12 protein-coding genes are annotated in these 16,142 nt (G+C 58.7%); 4 read left to right on the top strand and 8 right to left on the bottom strand.

Annotated features, from left to right (window positions below):
• Nucleotides 1-71: 71 nt before the first annotated feature.
• From ACJYUO_RS17245 to ACJYUO_RS17225, 5 genes are all read right to left on the bottom strand, one after another.
• Nucleotides 72-881, bottom strand: coding sequence for an aldo/keto reductase (locus ACJYUO_RS17245; RefSeq protein ID WP_494346572.1), 810 nt, complete (start codon nt 879-881; stop codon nt 72-74).
• Nucleotides 882-1,474: 593 nt separating this feature from the next.
• Complete coding sequence (locus ACJYUO_RS17240) at nt 1,475-2,347, bottom strand: DMT family transporter (protein ID WP_494346571.1); 873 nt, start codon at nt 2,345-2,347, stop codon at nt 1,475-1,477.
• A gap of 805 nt (nt 2,348-3,152) precedes the next feature.
• Nucleotides 3,153-3,290 (bottom strand): hypothetical protein, encoded by a 138-nt coding sequence (locus tag ACJYUO_RS17235; protein ID WP_494346570.1) that lies wholly within the window; start codon nt 3,288-3,290, stop codon nt 3,153-3,155.
• Nucleotides 3,291-3,347: 57 nt separating this feature from the next.
• Entirely contained in the window at nt 3,348-5,081 is a 1,734-nt protein-coding gene (locus ACJYUO_RS17230; protein WP_494346569.1) for an acetate--CoA ligase, read from the bottom strand.
• A 295-nt stretch (nt 5,082-5,376) separates the two neighbouring features.
• Nucleotides 5,377-5,703 carry a TRAM domain-containing protein gene (locus ACJYUO_RS17225; RefSeq protein WP_494346568.1) on the bottom strand — a complete coding sequence of 109 codons (327 nt, stop codon included), beginning with the start codon at nt 5,701-5,703 and terminating at the stop codon, nt 5,377-5,379.
• Nucleotides 5,704-6,156: 453 nt separating this feature from the next.
• Here ACJYUO_RS17225 and ACJYUO_RS17220 point away from each other — a divergent pair, with 453 nt between their 5' ends.
• Nucleotides 6,157-6,450 carry a PadR family transcriptional regulator gene (locus tag ACJYUO_RS17220; protein WP_006433200.1) on the top strand — a complete coding sequence of 98 codons (294 nt, stop codon included), beginning with the start codon at nt 6,157-6,159 and terminating at the stop codon, nt 6,448-6,450.
• A gap of 1,255 nt (nt 6,451-7,705) precedes the next feature.
• On the opposite strand, the gene ACJYUO_RS17215 is transcribed toward ACJYUO_RS17220, so the two are convergent.
• Complete coding sequence (locus ACJYUO_RS17215) at nt 7,706-8,497, bottom strand: IclR family transcriptional regulator (RefSeq protein ID WP_494346567.1); 792 nt, start codon at nt 8,495-8,497, stop codon at nt 7,706-7,708.
• A 254-nt stretch (nt 8,498-8,751) separates the two neighbouring features.
• On the opposite strand from ACJYUO_RS17215, the gene ACJYUO_RS17210 reads away from it, so the two are divergent.
• Nucleotides 8,752-9,954, top strand: a complete 1,203-nt coding sequence (locus ACJYUO_RS17210; protein WP_494346566.1) for a CaiB/BaiF CoA transferase family protein — start codon at nt 8,752-8,754, stop codon at nt 9,952-9,954.
• 64 nt (nt 9,955-10,018) lie between these two features.
• Here ACJYUO_RS17210 and ACJYUO_RS17205 read toward each other — a convergent pair whose 3' ends face one another.
• On the bottom strand, nt 10,019-10,972 hold the full coding sequence (locus ACJYUO_RS17205) for an HpcH/HpaI aldolase/citrate lyase family protein (protein ID WP_494346565.1): 954 nt from the start codon (nt 10,970-10,972) through the stop codon (nt 10,019-10,021).
• 142 nt (nt 10,973-11,114) lie between these two features.
• On the opposite strand from ACJYUO_RS17205, the gene ACJYUO_RS17200 reads away from it, so the two are divergent.
• Nucleotides 11,115-12,509, top strand: a complete 1,395-nt coding sequence (locus ACJYUO_RS17200) for a CitMHS family transporter (RefSeq protein WP_494346564.1) — start codon at nt 11,115-11,117, stop codon at nt 12,507-12,509.
• Nucleotides 12,510-13,652: 1,143 nt separating this feature from the next.
• Here the strand turns inward: ACJYUO_RS17200 and ACJYUO_RS17195 are convergent.
• Entirely contained in the window at nt 13,653-14,417 is a 765-nt protein-coding gene (locus ACJYUO_RS17195) for an IclR family transcriptional regulator (RefSeq protein ID WP_494346563.1), read from the bottom strand.
• A 214-nt stretch (nt 14,418-14,631) separates the two neighbouring features.
• On the opposite strand from ACJYUO_RS17195, the gene ACJYUO_RS17190 reads away from it, so the two are divergent.
• Nucleotides 14,632-16,071, top strand: a complete 1,440-nt coding sequence (locus ACJYUO_RS17190; RefSeq protein WP_494346562.1) for an FAD-dependent oxidoreductase — start codon at nt 14,632-14,634, stop codon at nt 16,069-16,071.
• The last annotated feature ends 71 nt before the right edge of the window (nt 16,072-16,142 follow it).

Genomic DNA, 16,142 nt, shown 5'->3' with positions numbered 1-16,142 from the left:
ATTCGACCGAGTCGCTGAAAAACGAACCCGAACGAATCCGCCGTCTTACGGCGAGACCGTCGCGAGATCGATCACTCCCACTCCATCCACTCGGGGTCCTCACAGCGGAGTCGGCGATCGATGCCGTTGATCCGTTCGATATCCTCGTCGTCCAACTCAAGCTCGAGCGCCTCTCGATTGCCCCGGATGTGGTCTGCCGTCTTCGATCGCGGGATCGGAACGACGCCGTCTTTCGAGAGGAGCCACGCCAGACTGACGACGGCCTCGTTCACGTCGTGTTTGTCGGCGACGGCCGAGATTTCGGGGCTGTCGAACACCTCGCCCTGCGCGATCGGGGAGTAGGCGACGAAATACGCGTCGCGGTCCCGAACGGCTGCGCGGAGGTCGTCTTGGGGCAAGAACGGATGCATTTCGGCTTGGACCGCGTCCGGCGAGTCCTCGAGAAGGTCGTCGGCGAGTTCCAGATCGGCGGGCGTGTAGTTGCTCAGGCCGACGCGTTCGACCTGTCCCGCCTCGACGAGGTCGTTGAAGACGGGGAGTACGGTCTCGATATCGTCCTGGCCGCGGGGCCAGTGGTGGTAGAGCAGATCGATCGTCTCGATTCCGAGCCGGGAGAGGCTCTCCTCGACGCCGTTTCGAACGTACTCCGGTGTCCGTTCGGGCTCCTCGAAATGGGCAATCTTCGTGGCGACGAACAGGTCGTCTCGATCGACGTCGGCGCGAGCGATGGCCTCGCCGACCTCTGCTTCGTTCCCGTACAGACGGGCCGTGTCGAGATGGCGGTATCCAGATTCGATCGCCGTTACGAGGGCGTCGATTCCGTCTTCGTCAGTGAGGCTGTACGTCCCGAATCCGAGCCTGTAGTCGTCTCGATCGAGCACACTCGAAATGACGGCCGAGAGAGACTTATACCTTCCCGTCTCGAACCGAGTGTCGGTTCGACCGTTCCCCGCCTCGAGGACATACGCACCGCTACCGGCACTCGTCACTCGTCTCGCCAGCCATCGACCGTCACACTGGAGCGGCGAACGACCAGGCGTTTGCGAGACGGAAACGACCGCGACGCTCTCGGCCCGATTTCTCGATGAAATCGTCCGACTCGGCGTGACTGAAGGGGGCAGAAGTGCGCTGTGAACCCGACTGCCTGAGTCAGCCGGGCTTGCAGTCCGTGTTTGATCCTGACGAACTGCCGAACGAGAGCGTATCGCTGCCTGTTGATCGGTCCCGAATCGTTTCTGCTGAACGAAGCGGACTGTCACCGTTCGAAGGTAGTTTACTACCCTATCGCTGTAACGATGGAGTGCTTTCGCCTCGAAGTCGAGCACCGGTCACTGCTGACCCCGTTCGAGCGTTTGAGAGATGCAAATTAGTACCTAGTCGATCTTCCGACGTTTCGTTCTCGAGACAGGCCCGTTGGCCGTCTTGCCGACGGGAAGCAGCCGCCCTGGAGCGCACGTGCAGACGACTCGCCGGGTCACCCGACCGAAATCATCGTAATGCCGACGATGGCTAAGCCGGTGGCGACGAGCCGGGCCCGGAGGTGTGACTCCTCGAGGAAAATCGCTCCCAAAATCACGGCGACGATCGCTTGCCCGTTGACGACGGGAGAGACGATACTTGCCGGCAGTCGTTGGAAGGCGAGCAAGACGATGTGATTCGCGAGCGTGATGATCAGCGCCGTGACGAGGAAGAAAGGCAGATCGCGCCACCAGTCGTCCGGCCAGCGAGAACGGGTCGCCAGCGATCCCATTATCGCGGTGATCCCGATGAACATCAACGGAACGTACGTCGTCGGGGCGATCGCTAGCTCTTGCATCAGCACGCGCTTGCCGACGTCGACGACCGCAAACGTCGCCGCCGATAGCAGCGCCAGTTGGGCCGGCCGCGATCGGGCGGCTTGTTTGAGCGGGGCGAAGAACGTCGTTCCCTGCCAATTGGCGACGTAGATCGCAACGGTTGCGACGACCACGCCCCCGATCTGGAGCGCGGACAGATGCTGTCTGAGGAGTCCCACTTCGAGGGGTAAGACGAATACCGGAATTATTTTACTGATCGGCGAGACGTACGACACTTCGCCGATTCGAATCGCGCGGAACAGAAATCCCATTGCGAGTGCCGTCAACGCAGTCACTGCGAAAATCGATCCGAGGGCATTGACCCGATTCGATGCAGGGAGAAAGGGCGCATCGCTGGCGATAGCCACCGGAAGATAGAGGACCATCGAGAGCGCGTACGTAATCGACAGGAAAACCGGCGACGAGTAGTCAGCGAACCACCGCTTCATCACGAACAACGACGTTCCGTACAGCAGCGCACCGAGGCCGGCGAATCCGATTCCGATGTTCACATTCCTGTCCACCCCGGCTGAATGCAAGAAGACTTCGTTTTCGGTCCGCGGGCGACTGCGATACTCCGAACCCAGTCGTCCGTGCAGCAACATTCTGTAACTGAGAGCAGAAAGAATCGAGAACGGACACCGCGGCAGCTGATGGAGTCCGATATTCGATTCGACTCCGCCAAACTATCATTTTAGAATGCAGTTAGATAATCATAGAAATATTCTGCCGAGAGATCACGGAAGGCTGTGTACGACTGCTACAGAGAGCCGATTACAGCTAGCAACTGACCCGAATCCGAATCGCGTTTCGTTCGACAGAACTGTGATCCGGATTGATCGTCACCAACCTCATCGTTTGTTCGATATGGCCTATATAGTGAACAATCCTCTCCATATATGGGGTATTGATGTCTAAAAACAATTGATCGAGCTATTTTACAAGAAGTAATAGAGAAATACTACGTCGAAGCTACCACACCTTTCGTCGATGGCACACAGCATCTCGAGCCAGTACTCCGCCGATACGGACTCCGATCTCGATACGAAAAACAGGTAACTCGAGACGCCGTCAAAAGTATAACTGAGAATATAAAAGATGTATCTTGTCGATTTCAATCTATTTTAGTTACGACGAACTATAACCCGCAGAAACCTATCTTCAAGCCGCCGCGACCTAGCAGAGTGAGACAAACTAGACACGACGGCTGTCTTTGTGATCTCCTCGTCCGTTGCCCCGCTATGGACGTCACTCGCACGCGGTTCTGGACTTTCTCGGATCCTTCCCGACCGGCCCGATCCGGCCATCGAGACCGTTTCAGTCACGGCTGCCGACGGGTTCGAGCGCCGACTCCTCGAGGACGAGGTTGCACCGAGAGAGCGAATCCAAGCCTATCTGGTCGTCCCCAACGACGCCGACGGTGAGCGCCCCGGGGTGCTCGCCGTTTACCTCCATGCGGGTGAGTTCGACATCGGCAATCCGATTAGCGTCTCGAGCCGCGATCGGTCGGTCTCACCTCGTCTCGGCGTCGTCTGCCGTCTCGTCTCGGAGTTCCGTCCGGCGGATTTTCCCGGTGACTGTCTTCGGAAGCTCCTCTCGAAACTCGATTTCGCGGGGGTACTCGTGTGCCGACAGTTCTTCTCGAACGTGGGTCTTGATCTCCGCTGCGAGCTCGTCGGAGCCCGTCGTCCCCTCGCTGGGAACGACGTAGGCTTTCACGATGTTGCCTCGCTCTCGATGGGGCTTCGGCACGACGGCTGCCTCGGCGACGGCCTCGTGTTCGCCCAGCGAACTCTCGACCTCGAAGGGGCCGATCCGGTACCCCGACGAAAGGATGACGTCGTCGGCGCGTCCCTCGAACCAGAAGTACCCGTCCTCGTCCCTGTGTGCGAGGTCGCCCGAGAGATACCACTCGCCGTCAGACGCCCCATCTGACGAGGATCGCATCGCTTCACTCTGCTCACTCCCGTCCGGTCCGTCGACGAAACAGTCCGCAGTCTTGTCGGGCTTCTTCCAGTATTCCGCGAAGAAACAGGGGTAGTCCCCGCGCTGGGCGATTTCGCCGGTTTCGCCGGGCTCGAGCACTTCACCCGTTTCGGGGTCGACGACGGCGGCTTCGATCCCGGGCAGCGGTTTGCCCATCGATCCCGGCCGAACTTCCATCGTCGGGTAGTTGTTGATGATCATGTTCCCCGTCTCGGTCTGGCCGTAGGTGTCGTGGATCGTGACTCCAAGAGTCTCTTCGCCCCACTCGACGACGCCCGCTGAGAGCGGTTCGCCGATCGACAGCGCGTGGCGCAGGTCCAGCGAGACTCCCTCGAGGACGTCCTCGTGTTCGCGAAGCATGCGGTAGGCCGTCGGAACCGAGAACAGGACCGTGATGGGGTAGGTATCGAGGAGTTCGGCCCACGCGTCGGTCTCGAACTCGCCCTCGTACGTGAACAGTGCGGTCCCCCAGAACCACGCGCCCAAGGTGTTGATCGGCCCGGTTAGCCAGCCGAGATCCGCCGTCGACCAGTAGCAATCGCCCTCCTGTAGGTCGACCGCATACTTCTGCGTGGCGGCGACACCGGCGACCCACCGGTGTTTGTGCAAAACGCCCTTCGCCAGGCCGGTCGTCCCGCTGGTGTAGTACAGCAACGCGTCGTCTTCGCCGCCCGTGTCGGCCGGTTCGTACTCGCGACTCGCGCTCGCCATCTCGCTCCGGTAGCTCGCGTCGCCGCGCCGGAGTCCCGTCCCGTCGTCGCTGACGACGATGACGTGTTCGACGGATGGAACGTCCTCGAGTGCGTCTGCAACCGTCTCGCGGTTCGCCGCGGTGGTGACGATCGCCTTCGCATCGCAGTCGTCCAGCCGATAGGCGATTCCCTCGGGGCCGAACCGCTCGTTGATCCCGCCGAAGACGGCACCTCGCTTGAGCGTTCCGACCAGCGCGACGTAGTGTTCGGTGATCCGCGGCATGTACGAGAACACGCGGTCACCTCGTTCGATGCCGAGCGCCTCGAGGACGTTCGCGAACTGGTCGGTTCGATCGGCGAGTTCCCAGAACGTCATCGTCGTCAACTCCCCGTCGGTATCGACCTGATACAACGCGACCTTCTCCTTGTTCTCGGCGTGGCGATCGCAGACCTCGTGTGCGATATTCAACGACGAGGGGGCGTCCCAGTCCGCCACGTCGTAGATCTCGTCCCACGAGAACGCCTCGCGAACGTCCTCGTAGTCTGCCATATTGTGACTATGTGCCATACACTACGGGTGGCTTCGTTCTTGGCAATAATTGCACCGGCTGGTTGCACCCCCGCACTCGAGGAGAAAAACCTGCGAGTGGCAACTCCGCTTCGAAAGCCAGGCTTCCGCGAGTGAGGGGTTTCTCGAGGACACTACTGCCAACTGAAAATCGGTTGCTGCTCGCGGTTGCCGTTTGTCCGTCGACTCCGATTCCCGACTGATCGTTTCGAAAGCACGTCCCGTCTCGCCGCTTGGCTCTCGATTAGCAAGAGCGATCTGCTGTCTCGTCCGTCCGTCGCGAATACCGTGCCAGCTACGAGCCCGCTTCGACGAGGTCTGCTTCCCCGTACGTCTCGTCGACGGTCGTCACACGGACCGTCGCCTCGATCGCCGCGATGTCCGCCTCGAGAAAGAGGACGAACCCGCTTTCTGTCTTGCAGACGAGCGTGCCGTCGGCTTTCTCGTCGACGATATCGACGGTCACCTCGTCGCCTGGTTCGGGTTTTCCACCCAACGATTCCCCGCACCGCCAACAGTCCGGATCGTACTCCGCGGCCCCTTCCGGAGCGTTGTTTGCCCCGCAGCGACGCGTATCGCATTTGATGAACGAGTCGTGTTTTCTCGGCTGGTAGCGTCCCACAGTAGTTCGTCTGTACCGTCTCCTAAAAGCGTGCCGCTCGTTCAACGACGCCGGGACTGTCCTGTTCGCTGTGATTTCCACCAGGCTCGTCACTCGTCTCTTTTCACCAGGTCTAATGACTCTACGAGTCCGCTGAGAGACAATCTAGGGAATTTCACGTGACGATCGCGAGAAGGCGAGGGTCTGTCTCGGAGCGGATCGGTTCTGGATAGACAACCGTATCCATCCCCCGCCATTGGTACGTCGGATGTAGTGATACCTAACGCTACTGGCTACATACTGAGGTAGCACGCTGCTACCGATACACATTCATTTCTCTATCGGCCGACGATGTGCCTATCTTTCTGTAGACCTTTCAACCGATCCTACGCGGATCGAAAACTGGTTTAATTCTCTATATTTCCGCTCATGTATTCTCGGAATCCTTATCCGTCGATAGACAGAAATTCCGATATGTACGATCTCACTGGCTTCCAGCGAGACTTGCTATACACGATCGCCGGACAGGACGAACCGCACGGACTCGCGATTAAGGAGGAACTCGAGGAGTACTACGAAAAGGAGATCCATCACGGGAGACTCTACCCCAACCTCGACACTCTCGTGGATAAAGGGCTCGTCGAGAAAGGCGAACTCGACCAGCGAACGAATTATTACACGGTCACGGCCCGCGGGCGACGCGAACTCGAGGCCCGCCGCGAGTGGGAAGACAGCTACGTCGGCGAGTTACTCGCTGACTCCGAGTGAGAAGCCTGCCCGTACTGGGTTGGGTTACGCTCGAGTCGCTTGGATGCGGAACTGCGGGGACTGGCGTCGACTGAACAGACGCATCGCGCCTTCTGACCCATGTTACCTCGATGAGCATTACTGCCGGGTCAGTCGGTCGCTCCTTCGTAGTCAGTTCGCCGGTTCCGGAGCAGTGCAGTATTTCAACCAATCACGGTATTCCGATTCCGATCCGCTCGAGCTACCTATCGTATTTAGATATTGTTTTACTATCCGAGATAGCAGTGAACCGATGACGACTTCGTCACCTTTTGGTAATTGCTTCTCCGAAGTCGACCGGGAACTCGAGACTGTCCGGTATTCGTTCACGTCGCGACCGACCCACCGGTATATCGACCAGTTATGTATGCAATCGTCTGCTTCTACTGCAGATAATTCAAATAATTGGCTATAGTGTGGGGATTGAGATGTGATTATAGCGTCTCACGAGTATGCTCCTTAGAAATCACATCCTGTATAGAGTGCTACTACGTTCGTTTCTCGCTGGTCCAATACTACGAACCAATCGTCTTTCCGTCACGGCCGGCATTGATCTCGAGTCGGTACTCCCGAACGGTACTCGAGTCGATAATGATATCTCCCAAATAGTACGATTAATACATCAGATATAGTATCTTTATCGCTCGGTCTTTGCTCGCCGATACTGGATTCCTCCTGCTGTCTGGAAGCATTCGTTGACCGAGTGTTCGTTTCGTCTGATCGCTATCTATCCCCGTTCTGTCTGCCGACAGAAGGGATGTCTCCAGCTGAACGTCTTGAGCGTCTTGCTGAGCCTACTATAGCCGTCGAGATCTCGTCTGAGTTCAATCTCGTGGTCGGTAAAGGGCAGCCGCAGTTGTGAGATGTCGATCGTCTTTCCGTTCACAACTGCACAGGACCCGATATGGCCCGTCTCCACCGATTCAGCAAACTCAGCGGAGACACCCCATCCGACCAAGGGTCTGGTACTAATAGAGAACGGCAGTAGAACATAACTGTCTCCCGTGTTGTACTGCTACGTTCGTTTCTCTGCTCGAGCGCGATTTTGAGTCAACGGCAGTTACCGTTCCCGTTTTCTCCGATTCCGTCGGTTGTCGCTCGAGTTTCCGGCGGCAAATGGCGGCTACCGAACGTTGTGATTTACTTTCGTATGGATGTAATGTATAGCGTCGATAGCTGAACCGTGGGAGAATTCATAATAGTAACAGAGAGTCGGCACCGAAGAATGGAGAGAAATTTAAGAATGAGCGAGGTTCAGTTCGATTTCGTTGGTCACACTTCGCAGTGTCTCGACCACCTGTGACGTTTTTCCGGTATCGTTCATACGATGGGTCGGTCCAGAAACGGTACATGCTCCGATGACGTTCTCCGAGACGGACATCACCGGAACGGAAACGGCGAATAGCTTCTTCGTACTCTCCGACTGATTCGTCGCGTATCCCCGTTCTCGGATTTCTGCTAGTTCGTCCTTGAGCGCCTCTGTATCGGTGATCGTGTTTTCCGTCGCCGCTGGAAGCCCGTGGCGCTGTACGATCTCGTTGACGCGAGCGTCGGGCATGAACGCGAGCATGGCCTTCCCTGACGCGACCTGATGGATCGGGAGCTGCGCGCCGACCCTCGTTCGGAGCGACACGCCCTGATGGCCGACTTCCTTGAAGACGATGACCGATTTCCCGTTCGATTCGACCATGTATTGGGCGACCTCCTCCGTTTTGTCGGCGATTTCGGCGATCTTCGGCTTGATGATATGCTGGCCCTCGAGTTGCTCCCGAACCAGCCCGCCGAGATCGAGATAGCCGAGTCCAAGCCGGAACTCGTCGTCGTCCCGCTCGACGAACCCCTGCGCTTTGAGCGTGTTGAGGTGCTTGTACACGTTCGCTTTCGAATGCCCAGTCAGTTGGGCCAGTTCGCTAACTTTCGCCGTCCGTTCTTGTTTAAGTGCCTCGACGATCGAAAGCGACGTATCGACAGCTTTGATCGTGTTCCTGCCGTCTCGATCACCGGTTCGGTTTGGATCGTCCGTCCCCATGTCGTCCCGGACTTTCGTCGCCGACTATTTAGGAGTTACTCTCAGTTGACCGATTCGATATATAATTCACAGCGTGAAACGTAACTCCTCGTCGGAGCGACGATACGGAACGAGCGTGCTGGGGTCGGTTATGGAGTCGCCGTTCTCTAGGTGGAAGCCGGACGATGTCGTTCGAATCCACTGATTCGTACAAACGTTTATTACTGTCCCTGTTCCACGTTCAGGCGGCCTGACTACTGGAGGATACGAAACACATGCTCGATACTATCACCGTCTTAGACGTGACGCAAGTTGTCTCGGGATCGTTCGCGTCGATGACACTCGCTGACATGGGTGCCGACGTCGTGAAGATCGAACGGCCGACGGGAGGAGACGTGGGCCGTCACAACCCGCCCTACGTCGGCGATTTCAGCTCCTACTTCGCATCCGTCAATCGGAACAAACGATCCGTCTCTTTGAACCTCAAGAGCGACGAGGGCGCGGCGCTCTTTCTCGAGTTAGCCGAGGAAGCGGACGTGGTCGTCGAAAATTTCCGGCCGGGGGCGATGGAGCGGTTCGGAATCGATTACGAGACAGTCGCCGAGCGGAACCCCGAAATCGTCTACTGCTCGATCAGTGGCTTCGGACAGGACGGTCCCTACGCCGAGTACCCCGCGCTCGACATCATCGCACAGGCGATGTCGGGGAACATGAGTATCACGGGACCGCCGGACTCGAAACCGTATCGGTCGGGCGTTCCGATCGCCGACATCGCCGGTTCGATGTACGCGGTCCAGGGCGTTCTCGGCGCGCTCTTCCGGCGCGAACGGACCGGCGAGGGACAGTACATCGACGTTTCGATGCTGGACTGTATGCTTTCTTGGCTGACCGTTAGAGCCGGCTATACCTTCGCGACGGACGAACCGTATCCGCGAATGGGAAACAAACTGGACGAGTTCGTCCCTTACGGCGTCTTCGAGACGGCGGACTCGCATCTCGCGATCGTCGTCGTGCAGGACCACCACTGGGAGAAGCTATGCGCCGCGATCGACCGCCCCAAACTTGCGACCGACGACCGCTTCCGAACGACCGAACAACGGCGCACGAACCGGAACGAACTCGAGTCGATTCTGGAAGACGAACTAACCGCACGGTCGACAGACGAGTGGTTCGACGTGATGGCTGATTACGGCGTTCCGAGCGGTCCGATCTACGATACGAAGGAGGTCTGGGACGACGAGCACGTGAAACACCGAGAGCTGCGCTCCGAGATACGGGCGGGTGACGAGGAACTGTCCGTGATCGACCATCCCGTGAAGTACGGCGACGACACGACGGGGATCACGCGGGGCGTACCTCGCGTCGGCGAAGACACGTACGAGACGCTCGAACGGATGGGATACACTGAAGCGGAAGTCGCGGCGTTGATCGAGCGCGGTGTCGTCGGGTCGCCGGAAACGGCTCACCCCGATCGATAATGAGATGAATGGTCGGTCGCGGTGATGCCTCCCATTTGTACTGCCCGCGAGTCGGCATCGTTTCTCAATCCGATATGTCCTCAAGGTCGTGCAGTCGCTCTGCGACATCGTCGTCCAGTTCGTCCCGAAACGCGACCGCACGCCGGAGATGCTCCCGGGCCGTTTCGAGGTTCGCCGTATCGATCATCTCGCCGCGGTAGCGGATCGCGCTCTCGCCGAGATCGATCGCGTCCTGCAACGCTGCGTAGAGGTCGATCCAGTACTCGACGGTCTCGTTGTCGGGTGTGAACCGATCGTTCGCGTACTGGACGTGCGACGGGTGGACGACGACGTATCCCTCGTATCCCATTTCGCGAGCGAATTCGATGTCCTCGACCAGCCCCTCGTGATCGTCGATGTCAACGTACGGACCGGCGAGCGGGTAGTCGATACCCGCCGCTCTCGCGTCGAGCAGTGCCTTCTGTTGCATGTGTACTGTCTCGAGTCCTTGCCGGCCCGGCCCCGTCCAATCGAACCGGAGTGCACGGTTCGTATCCGTTCCCTTCGTGGCTCCGCACATGATGGACGTGACGCGGTCGGACGCGAGACAGATCTCGTAGCACTGTTTCATCGCCCGTGCCGTTTCGATCGTCACGAGGAGTTCCGTGCTCCCGATATCCAGCCCCTCCCGTCGCTCGATATGTGTGAGGACGGCCTCGAGTTCCTCGATATCCGCTGCGGTCGCGACCTTCGGGACGACGAGCCCGTGTGGTTCTCGGGGGACGATCGCCTCGAGATCTTGGGTGACACTGTCGGCCGACGCGTTCGGATGGCCGTTGATACGGACGAAGACGCGTTGGCCGTCGTCTCGAAGCGTCGGGACTGCGTCCGAGACATCGTCTCTGGCCGTAGCCGTTTCGGCCGGCGGGACGGCGTCCTCGAGGTCGATGATAACGAGATCGGCCTTGTTAGTCGTTGCATCGTCGATCCATTCCGGACGATTACCGGGTATGAACAGCGCTGAACGGGTCGGTTTCATCCGCTCTGAACTATCTATTGGCCCGATCATATGTACTTCGGTGTGGACGATATCCGGGAGATTCCGTCTCGGGATGTCGCTATCCGCAGTGAGTGAATGAATACCAAAATAATTATTAAGGTAGATATAGGAGCTACACAGGATGTTAGTTAGCATCACACAATCGCTGCCAGTAGTGCCGTTACAACTCGACGGGACTGGGCTCGGCATCATCGGCTATCTGGTGATTGCACTCATTCTGGTATTGATCATCGGGAAGATTACGTACGTGGTGCCGACCCTGATCATCGTCCCAGTCCTCGGCGCGTTCGTCGCCGGATTCGGGCCGTCGGAACTAGGGGAGTTCGCGGCTTCCGGACTGGGTGGGATCGTCGAGATCACCGCCATGTTCGCGTTCGCCGTCTGGTACTTCGCGATCATGCGGGACAGGGGATTGTTCGATCCGCTCGTGAGACGGGTTATCCACGTCGTCCTGGACCGACCCGCACTGCTGACGTTCGGAACGGTGGTCTTGGCGGTCGCGTCGCACCTCGATGGGGCTGGCGCGACGACCTTCCTCATCACGATTCCGGCGCTCCTGCCAATCTACGTGGCACTCGATGTCGATACGAAGATTCTAGCCGCGCTAGCGGCGTTGAGCGCGGGGACGATGAATCTCGTTCCGTGGGGCGGTGTCACGGTTCGAGCGATCGGCTCCGTCGATGCCGCTACTGTCGGAAACGTCTACAACCCGCTGATACCGGCACAGATCGCGGGATTCGCGACGATTCTCCTGATCGCGTACTACTTCAGCCGACGGATCGACACAGATCTTGACCTCTCTGACAGCGAACGGAAACAGCTCGTCACGGAGGCCCTCGCCGGGGATGAGACTGATCTCAGGACTGACGGCGGCACGGAACTCGAGACCGGAGTGAACCGGCGCTGGTATTTCAACGTCCTCGTGACGGTCGCGATCATCGCGCTCCTGATGCTCGACATCACCAGTCCGGCGATCGTCTTCATGACCGGACTCGTGATCGCCCTCGTGGTGAACGTTCCGGACTACGAGGAACAGCGGAACATCCTCGAGGAGTACTCCTCGGACGTGATGACCTACGTCGGGATCCTCCTCGCGGCGGGTGTCCTGCTCGGCGTTCTCAATGAGACTGGAATGATCACCGAGATGGCGAACATCTTGATCTCGATCGTCCCCGATTGGATGGGATCGTACATGGCCGCTCTGGTCGGGCTCATCGCGATGCCGGCGAGCCTCGTCTTTAGCCCCGACGCCTACTACTTCGGCGTACTGCCGGTGTTAGCCGAGACGGCTCAAGCGTACGGCATCCCCGAAGTCGCAGTTGTTCGCGCGTCGCTGATCGGACAGATGACGGTCGGGTTCCCGATCTCGCCGCTGACCGGTGCGACGTACTTGCTGATCGGACTTGCTGATGTCGACCTCGGCGAACACATCAAGTTCACCTTCCTCTGGGCGTGGGTCGTGTCGCTGGTCATGCTGACGGTTGCCATCCTCACGGGCGCGATTCCGCTGTTCTGAATAACTCTCGTATTTCTGTCGATATTGATACTAATTTCGGCTGATTCAGACGCCACCATGTGTTTCCAGCTCTGCCGCTCGATTCGTTCGAGACCCGAGATCAGCCAGCTGATGACCCGTAGGTATTGGTTGCAACCGTGCGTTTAGTACACCAGTTTTCTGTATAGGGCGATATCTGATTATTCTGTTTGAAGTGATTTGAGCAGTGACTACCACGCCGTGTGCCTGTTCGGTACTCGCCGCCGATGACTCGAGCGACACGAATACACTGACACAACCAATAGTTTGGTAACGACTCCTCTTCGCGGGCGCTACTGCTGCCAACCGACAGCCTTCGCTCCTTGAACTCGGTCGTGGTTCGACGACCCGGTTTCGAAGGGGGTTCAGAATAATCACCGGGATAGCTACCTCTTTACTATACTACTCACTATCTATAGTAATTCAGTATCATTCGAGTACGGCTGCCGTCCAAAGTTCGGTACGAGAGATTGGTGTCTGGCTGACAACTGGAGCCAAACCCGACCGCACTGTAGTCAATGAATCAGCGTGCCTAACGTGTTGATCGACCATGCGGGTGTCCGTTTCTCTTGATCCAGCATCGACCAAACAGCTTCCTACCGCTTTATTCGGCTCGAAGATGGAATCTACCTCGATATTATTGGTAAACGATGAGAAGCATACCATACTGACGATGGCATAGCCCCACCGATGTAGCACTCTACCGCAATGTTGAACTCTTCGACCGCGGACTTCGGCGTCGATACGGATACCACATGGGCTGAATCGTGCCAAATTCATATGGAAGACTATATTTGGGTGTTATTATAAGAATAATTACTGTTTGAAACGCTAAGCCACTGACTGCCGTATACGACACTGGAATGATACGTACTGCCGGTGTTTCGTCGAACAGTTCGTCCAGTACTCTCGTGTACTGTACGGCTTGAATTACAATTCAGTCGTTTCAGTCCGGGAGTCGCTATTTTCCAGTTGTGAGCGTTCCGTAGTGGTGAACGCTCGAACGACGAGCACAGATGAATTACGGGCATATGGGTGTAAATAAGAATAACGTATGGGTGAATTCGTTGGTTCCGCGGCGTCATATCGCTCTGTCCAATCAGAGCGTTCCGGAAGAGCGAACGCTTAGCTGTAGGTCGTCCGAATCGCGATGACGCGAGCGCTCCGCTGGACTTGTTTCGGTAGTTCGTCTTCCGCAGCACGGTCGTTGATTCGGGTCGTCGGCACCGAAACGCTGATCGCACCGAGCACTTCGTTCTGATCGGTGACGATCGGGGCCCCCACCGCTCGCATGCCGATGATCCGCTCCTCGCGGTTCAGGGCGTACCCCTGTTCGCGAACCGTTTCGAGTTCGTCCCGGAACGCGTCTCGGTCCGTGATCGTGTGTTCGGTCTGTTCCGCGAGTCCGACGTCATCGAGGTAGCTCTCGAGTTCGTCTTCGGGAAGGTTGGCGAGGTAGCACTTGCCGACCGCGGTACAGTGGAGGTCGACCGTGCTCCCGATGTGGGAATCGGTTCGGACCGCCTGTTCGCCGGCGGTCTGGTAGATGTAGACGCCGTGGTGGCCCTCCGGAACCATTATCTGACACCGCTCGCCGGTCATTTCTGCGAGTTGGTCGGCTTCCGCCTTCGCCGACTCGTAGAGGTTGTATCGCGATCGCGCGTGGTGGCCGAGCTCGAGAAAGCGCAGGCCGACGCGGTAGGTGCCGTCGACTTTGACGACGTGTCCGATCGACTCCATCGTCGATAGATGGCCGTGTGCGGTACTCTTCGACACTGACAGTGCGTCGGCGATCTCGGTGACGCCAGCTCCCTCGTTGTGCTGGAGATAATCGAGAATCTCGAAGGCCGTTTCGACCGATTGGATGCGTTCAGAGTCGTGGGCTGTCATTGCAGTTGTCTACTCGGGCGACCCGCAAAGTTCTTTCTAGGGGAACGCCAGTTCGCTACCCCCGAACGAGGCGGCCAGCTCAGTGAATTCACGCCGCTGGTGTGGGTGTGTTGCGCCGATACTCCGTAGTGGCGAATCGGCTGTCGTCCGCCGGAACGCCGCGAAACTTGTGGAGTGAATACCTTTACGTACTGGTGGCACCGATGCACACGGTATGTCGACTCCCGATTACAGCCGACGGACTATCGAAGATGCCACGCCCGAAGTCGTCTCCGTCGACGACGTGACGATCGATGTCGAAACCGACGTGCTCGTCGCTGGCGGCGGCGGGACGGGGCTGGTCGCCGCGCTCGCGGCCGCCGAACGAACGAACGGGACCGTCACCGTCCTCGAAAAGTCTGATCGGCTGGGCGGCAATACGTCGCTGTCGACCGGGATGATTCCCGCGGCGGGGACCCGGTTTCAGCGCGAAGCGGGCATCGAGGAAACGGCCGACGACATGGCCCGAGACATCCTCGAGAAGAACGAGTACGAGGCCGACGAGGAGATGGTGCGACACCTCTGTGCGGAGAGCAAGCACTTGGTCCACTGGCTAGTCGACGACTGGGATATCACGCTCCGGCTCGTGGACGATTTCAAGTACCCCCAGCATTCGACCTACCGGATGCACGCTCCGCCCGGTCGGAACGGGGAGCACTTAATAAACGAACTGGCGGCGCGAATCGAGTCCGCCGACGACATCGAACTGCTCACGAACACGCCCGTGACGAAACTCGTCGCGGACGGCGACGCGGTCGCGGGTGCGGTCGCCGGCGAAACGCACGAGGAGGTGATCGGCGCGGGAAAAGTCGTCCTCGCGACCGACGGTTTCGCCGGCAATCGGCGGATGGTCGAGAACAACTGCGAGGAGATCGCGGACGCGCTGTACTTCGGCTCTGACGGTAACACGGGCGACGGCATCCGCTGGGGAGCGGCACTCGATGCCGAGATCGCGTACATGGATTCCTTCCAAGGGCACGCGACCGTCGTGCAGGGGACCGGCGCGCTCTCGACGTATGCAGTCATCATGAACGGCGGCATCCTCGTCAACGAGGATGGCGAGCGGTTCGGCAACGAGGCCAAGGGCTATTCCGCACTCGCCATCGACGTCGTCGACCAGCCGGGCGGCGTCGGCTATGAACTCTTCGACGAGCGAATCTTCGAGAAGCTCCGCGGCGAGTTCGACGACTTCGATGAGGCGGTCGACCTCGGATCGTACGTCAGCGCGCCCGATATCGAGACGCTGGCCGCGGAACTCGGATGCGATCCGTCGGCGACCGCCGCAGCCCTCGAGTCGTACAACGATGCGATTCGAGCGGACGAACCGGATGCGGTCGGCCGCGTCGACGGTCGCGCCGTCCTCGAGCCGCCGTTTTACGGCGCGACGATCGTCGGTTCGCTGTTTCACACGCAGGGCGGCTTGCTCGTCGACGAACACGGCCGCGTCCTGCAGTCCGACGGAAGCATCGTCGACAACCTCTACGCGGGCGGCGGCACCGCGGCAGGAATCAGCGGCCACGGCGCGGACGGCTACCTCAGCGGCAACGGGTTGACCACCGCGCTCGGCCTCGGCCGACTCGCCGGTAAACACGCCGGGAACTCCCTCGAGGTGTGATTCGATCCCTCTCACGTCCCCTCGCTGATCGGTCCATCGGTGGGACGACTCGTCTGTGCGCCCGTTCATGC

The organism is Natrinema sp. CRL1, from assembly GCF_059162405.1.
The sequence above is the reverse complement of the archived record's forward strand: the minus strand, read 5'-3'. Positions and strand labels throughout refer to the sequence as shown.

Coding starts and splice junctions, on each gene's coding strand:
- ACJYUO_RS17220 (WP_006433200.1), top strand. CDS start 6,157: ATGTACGATCTCACTGGCTTCCAGCGAGACTTGCTATACACGATCGCC.
- ACJYUO_RS17210 (WP_494346566.1), top strand. CDS start 8,752: ATGCTCGATACTATCACCGTCTTAGACGTGACGCAAGTTGTCTCGGGA.
- ACJYUO_RS17230 (WP_494346569.1), bottom strand. CDS start 5,081: ATGGCACATAGTCACAATATGGCAGACTACGAGGACGTTCGCGAGGCG.
- ACJYUO_RS17235 (WP_494346570.1), bottom strand. CDS start 3,290: ATGGAGGTAAACGGCGAGCACCCCGGGGCGCTCACCGTCGGCGTCGTT.
- ACJYUO_RS17205 (WP_494346565.1), bottom strand. CDS start 10,972: ATGAAACCGACCCGTTCAGCGCTGTTCATACCCGGTAATCGTCCGGAA.
- ACJYUO_RS17200 (WP_494346564.1), top strand. CDS start 11,115: ATGTTAGTTAGCATCACACAATCGCTGCCAGTAGTGCCGTTACAACTC.
- ACJYUO_RS17190 (WP_494346562.1), top strand. CDS start 14,632: ATGTCGACTCCCGATTACAGCCGACGGACTATCGAAGATGCCACGCCC.
- ACJYUO_RS17195 (WP_494346563.1), bottom strand. CDS start 14,417: ATGACAGCCCACGACTCTGAACGCATCCAATCGGTCGAAACGGCCTTC.
- ACJYUO_RS17215 (WP_494346567.1), bottom strand. CDS start 8,497: ATGGGGACGGACGATCCAAACCGAACCGGTGATCGAGACGGCAGGAAC.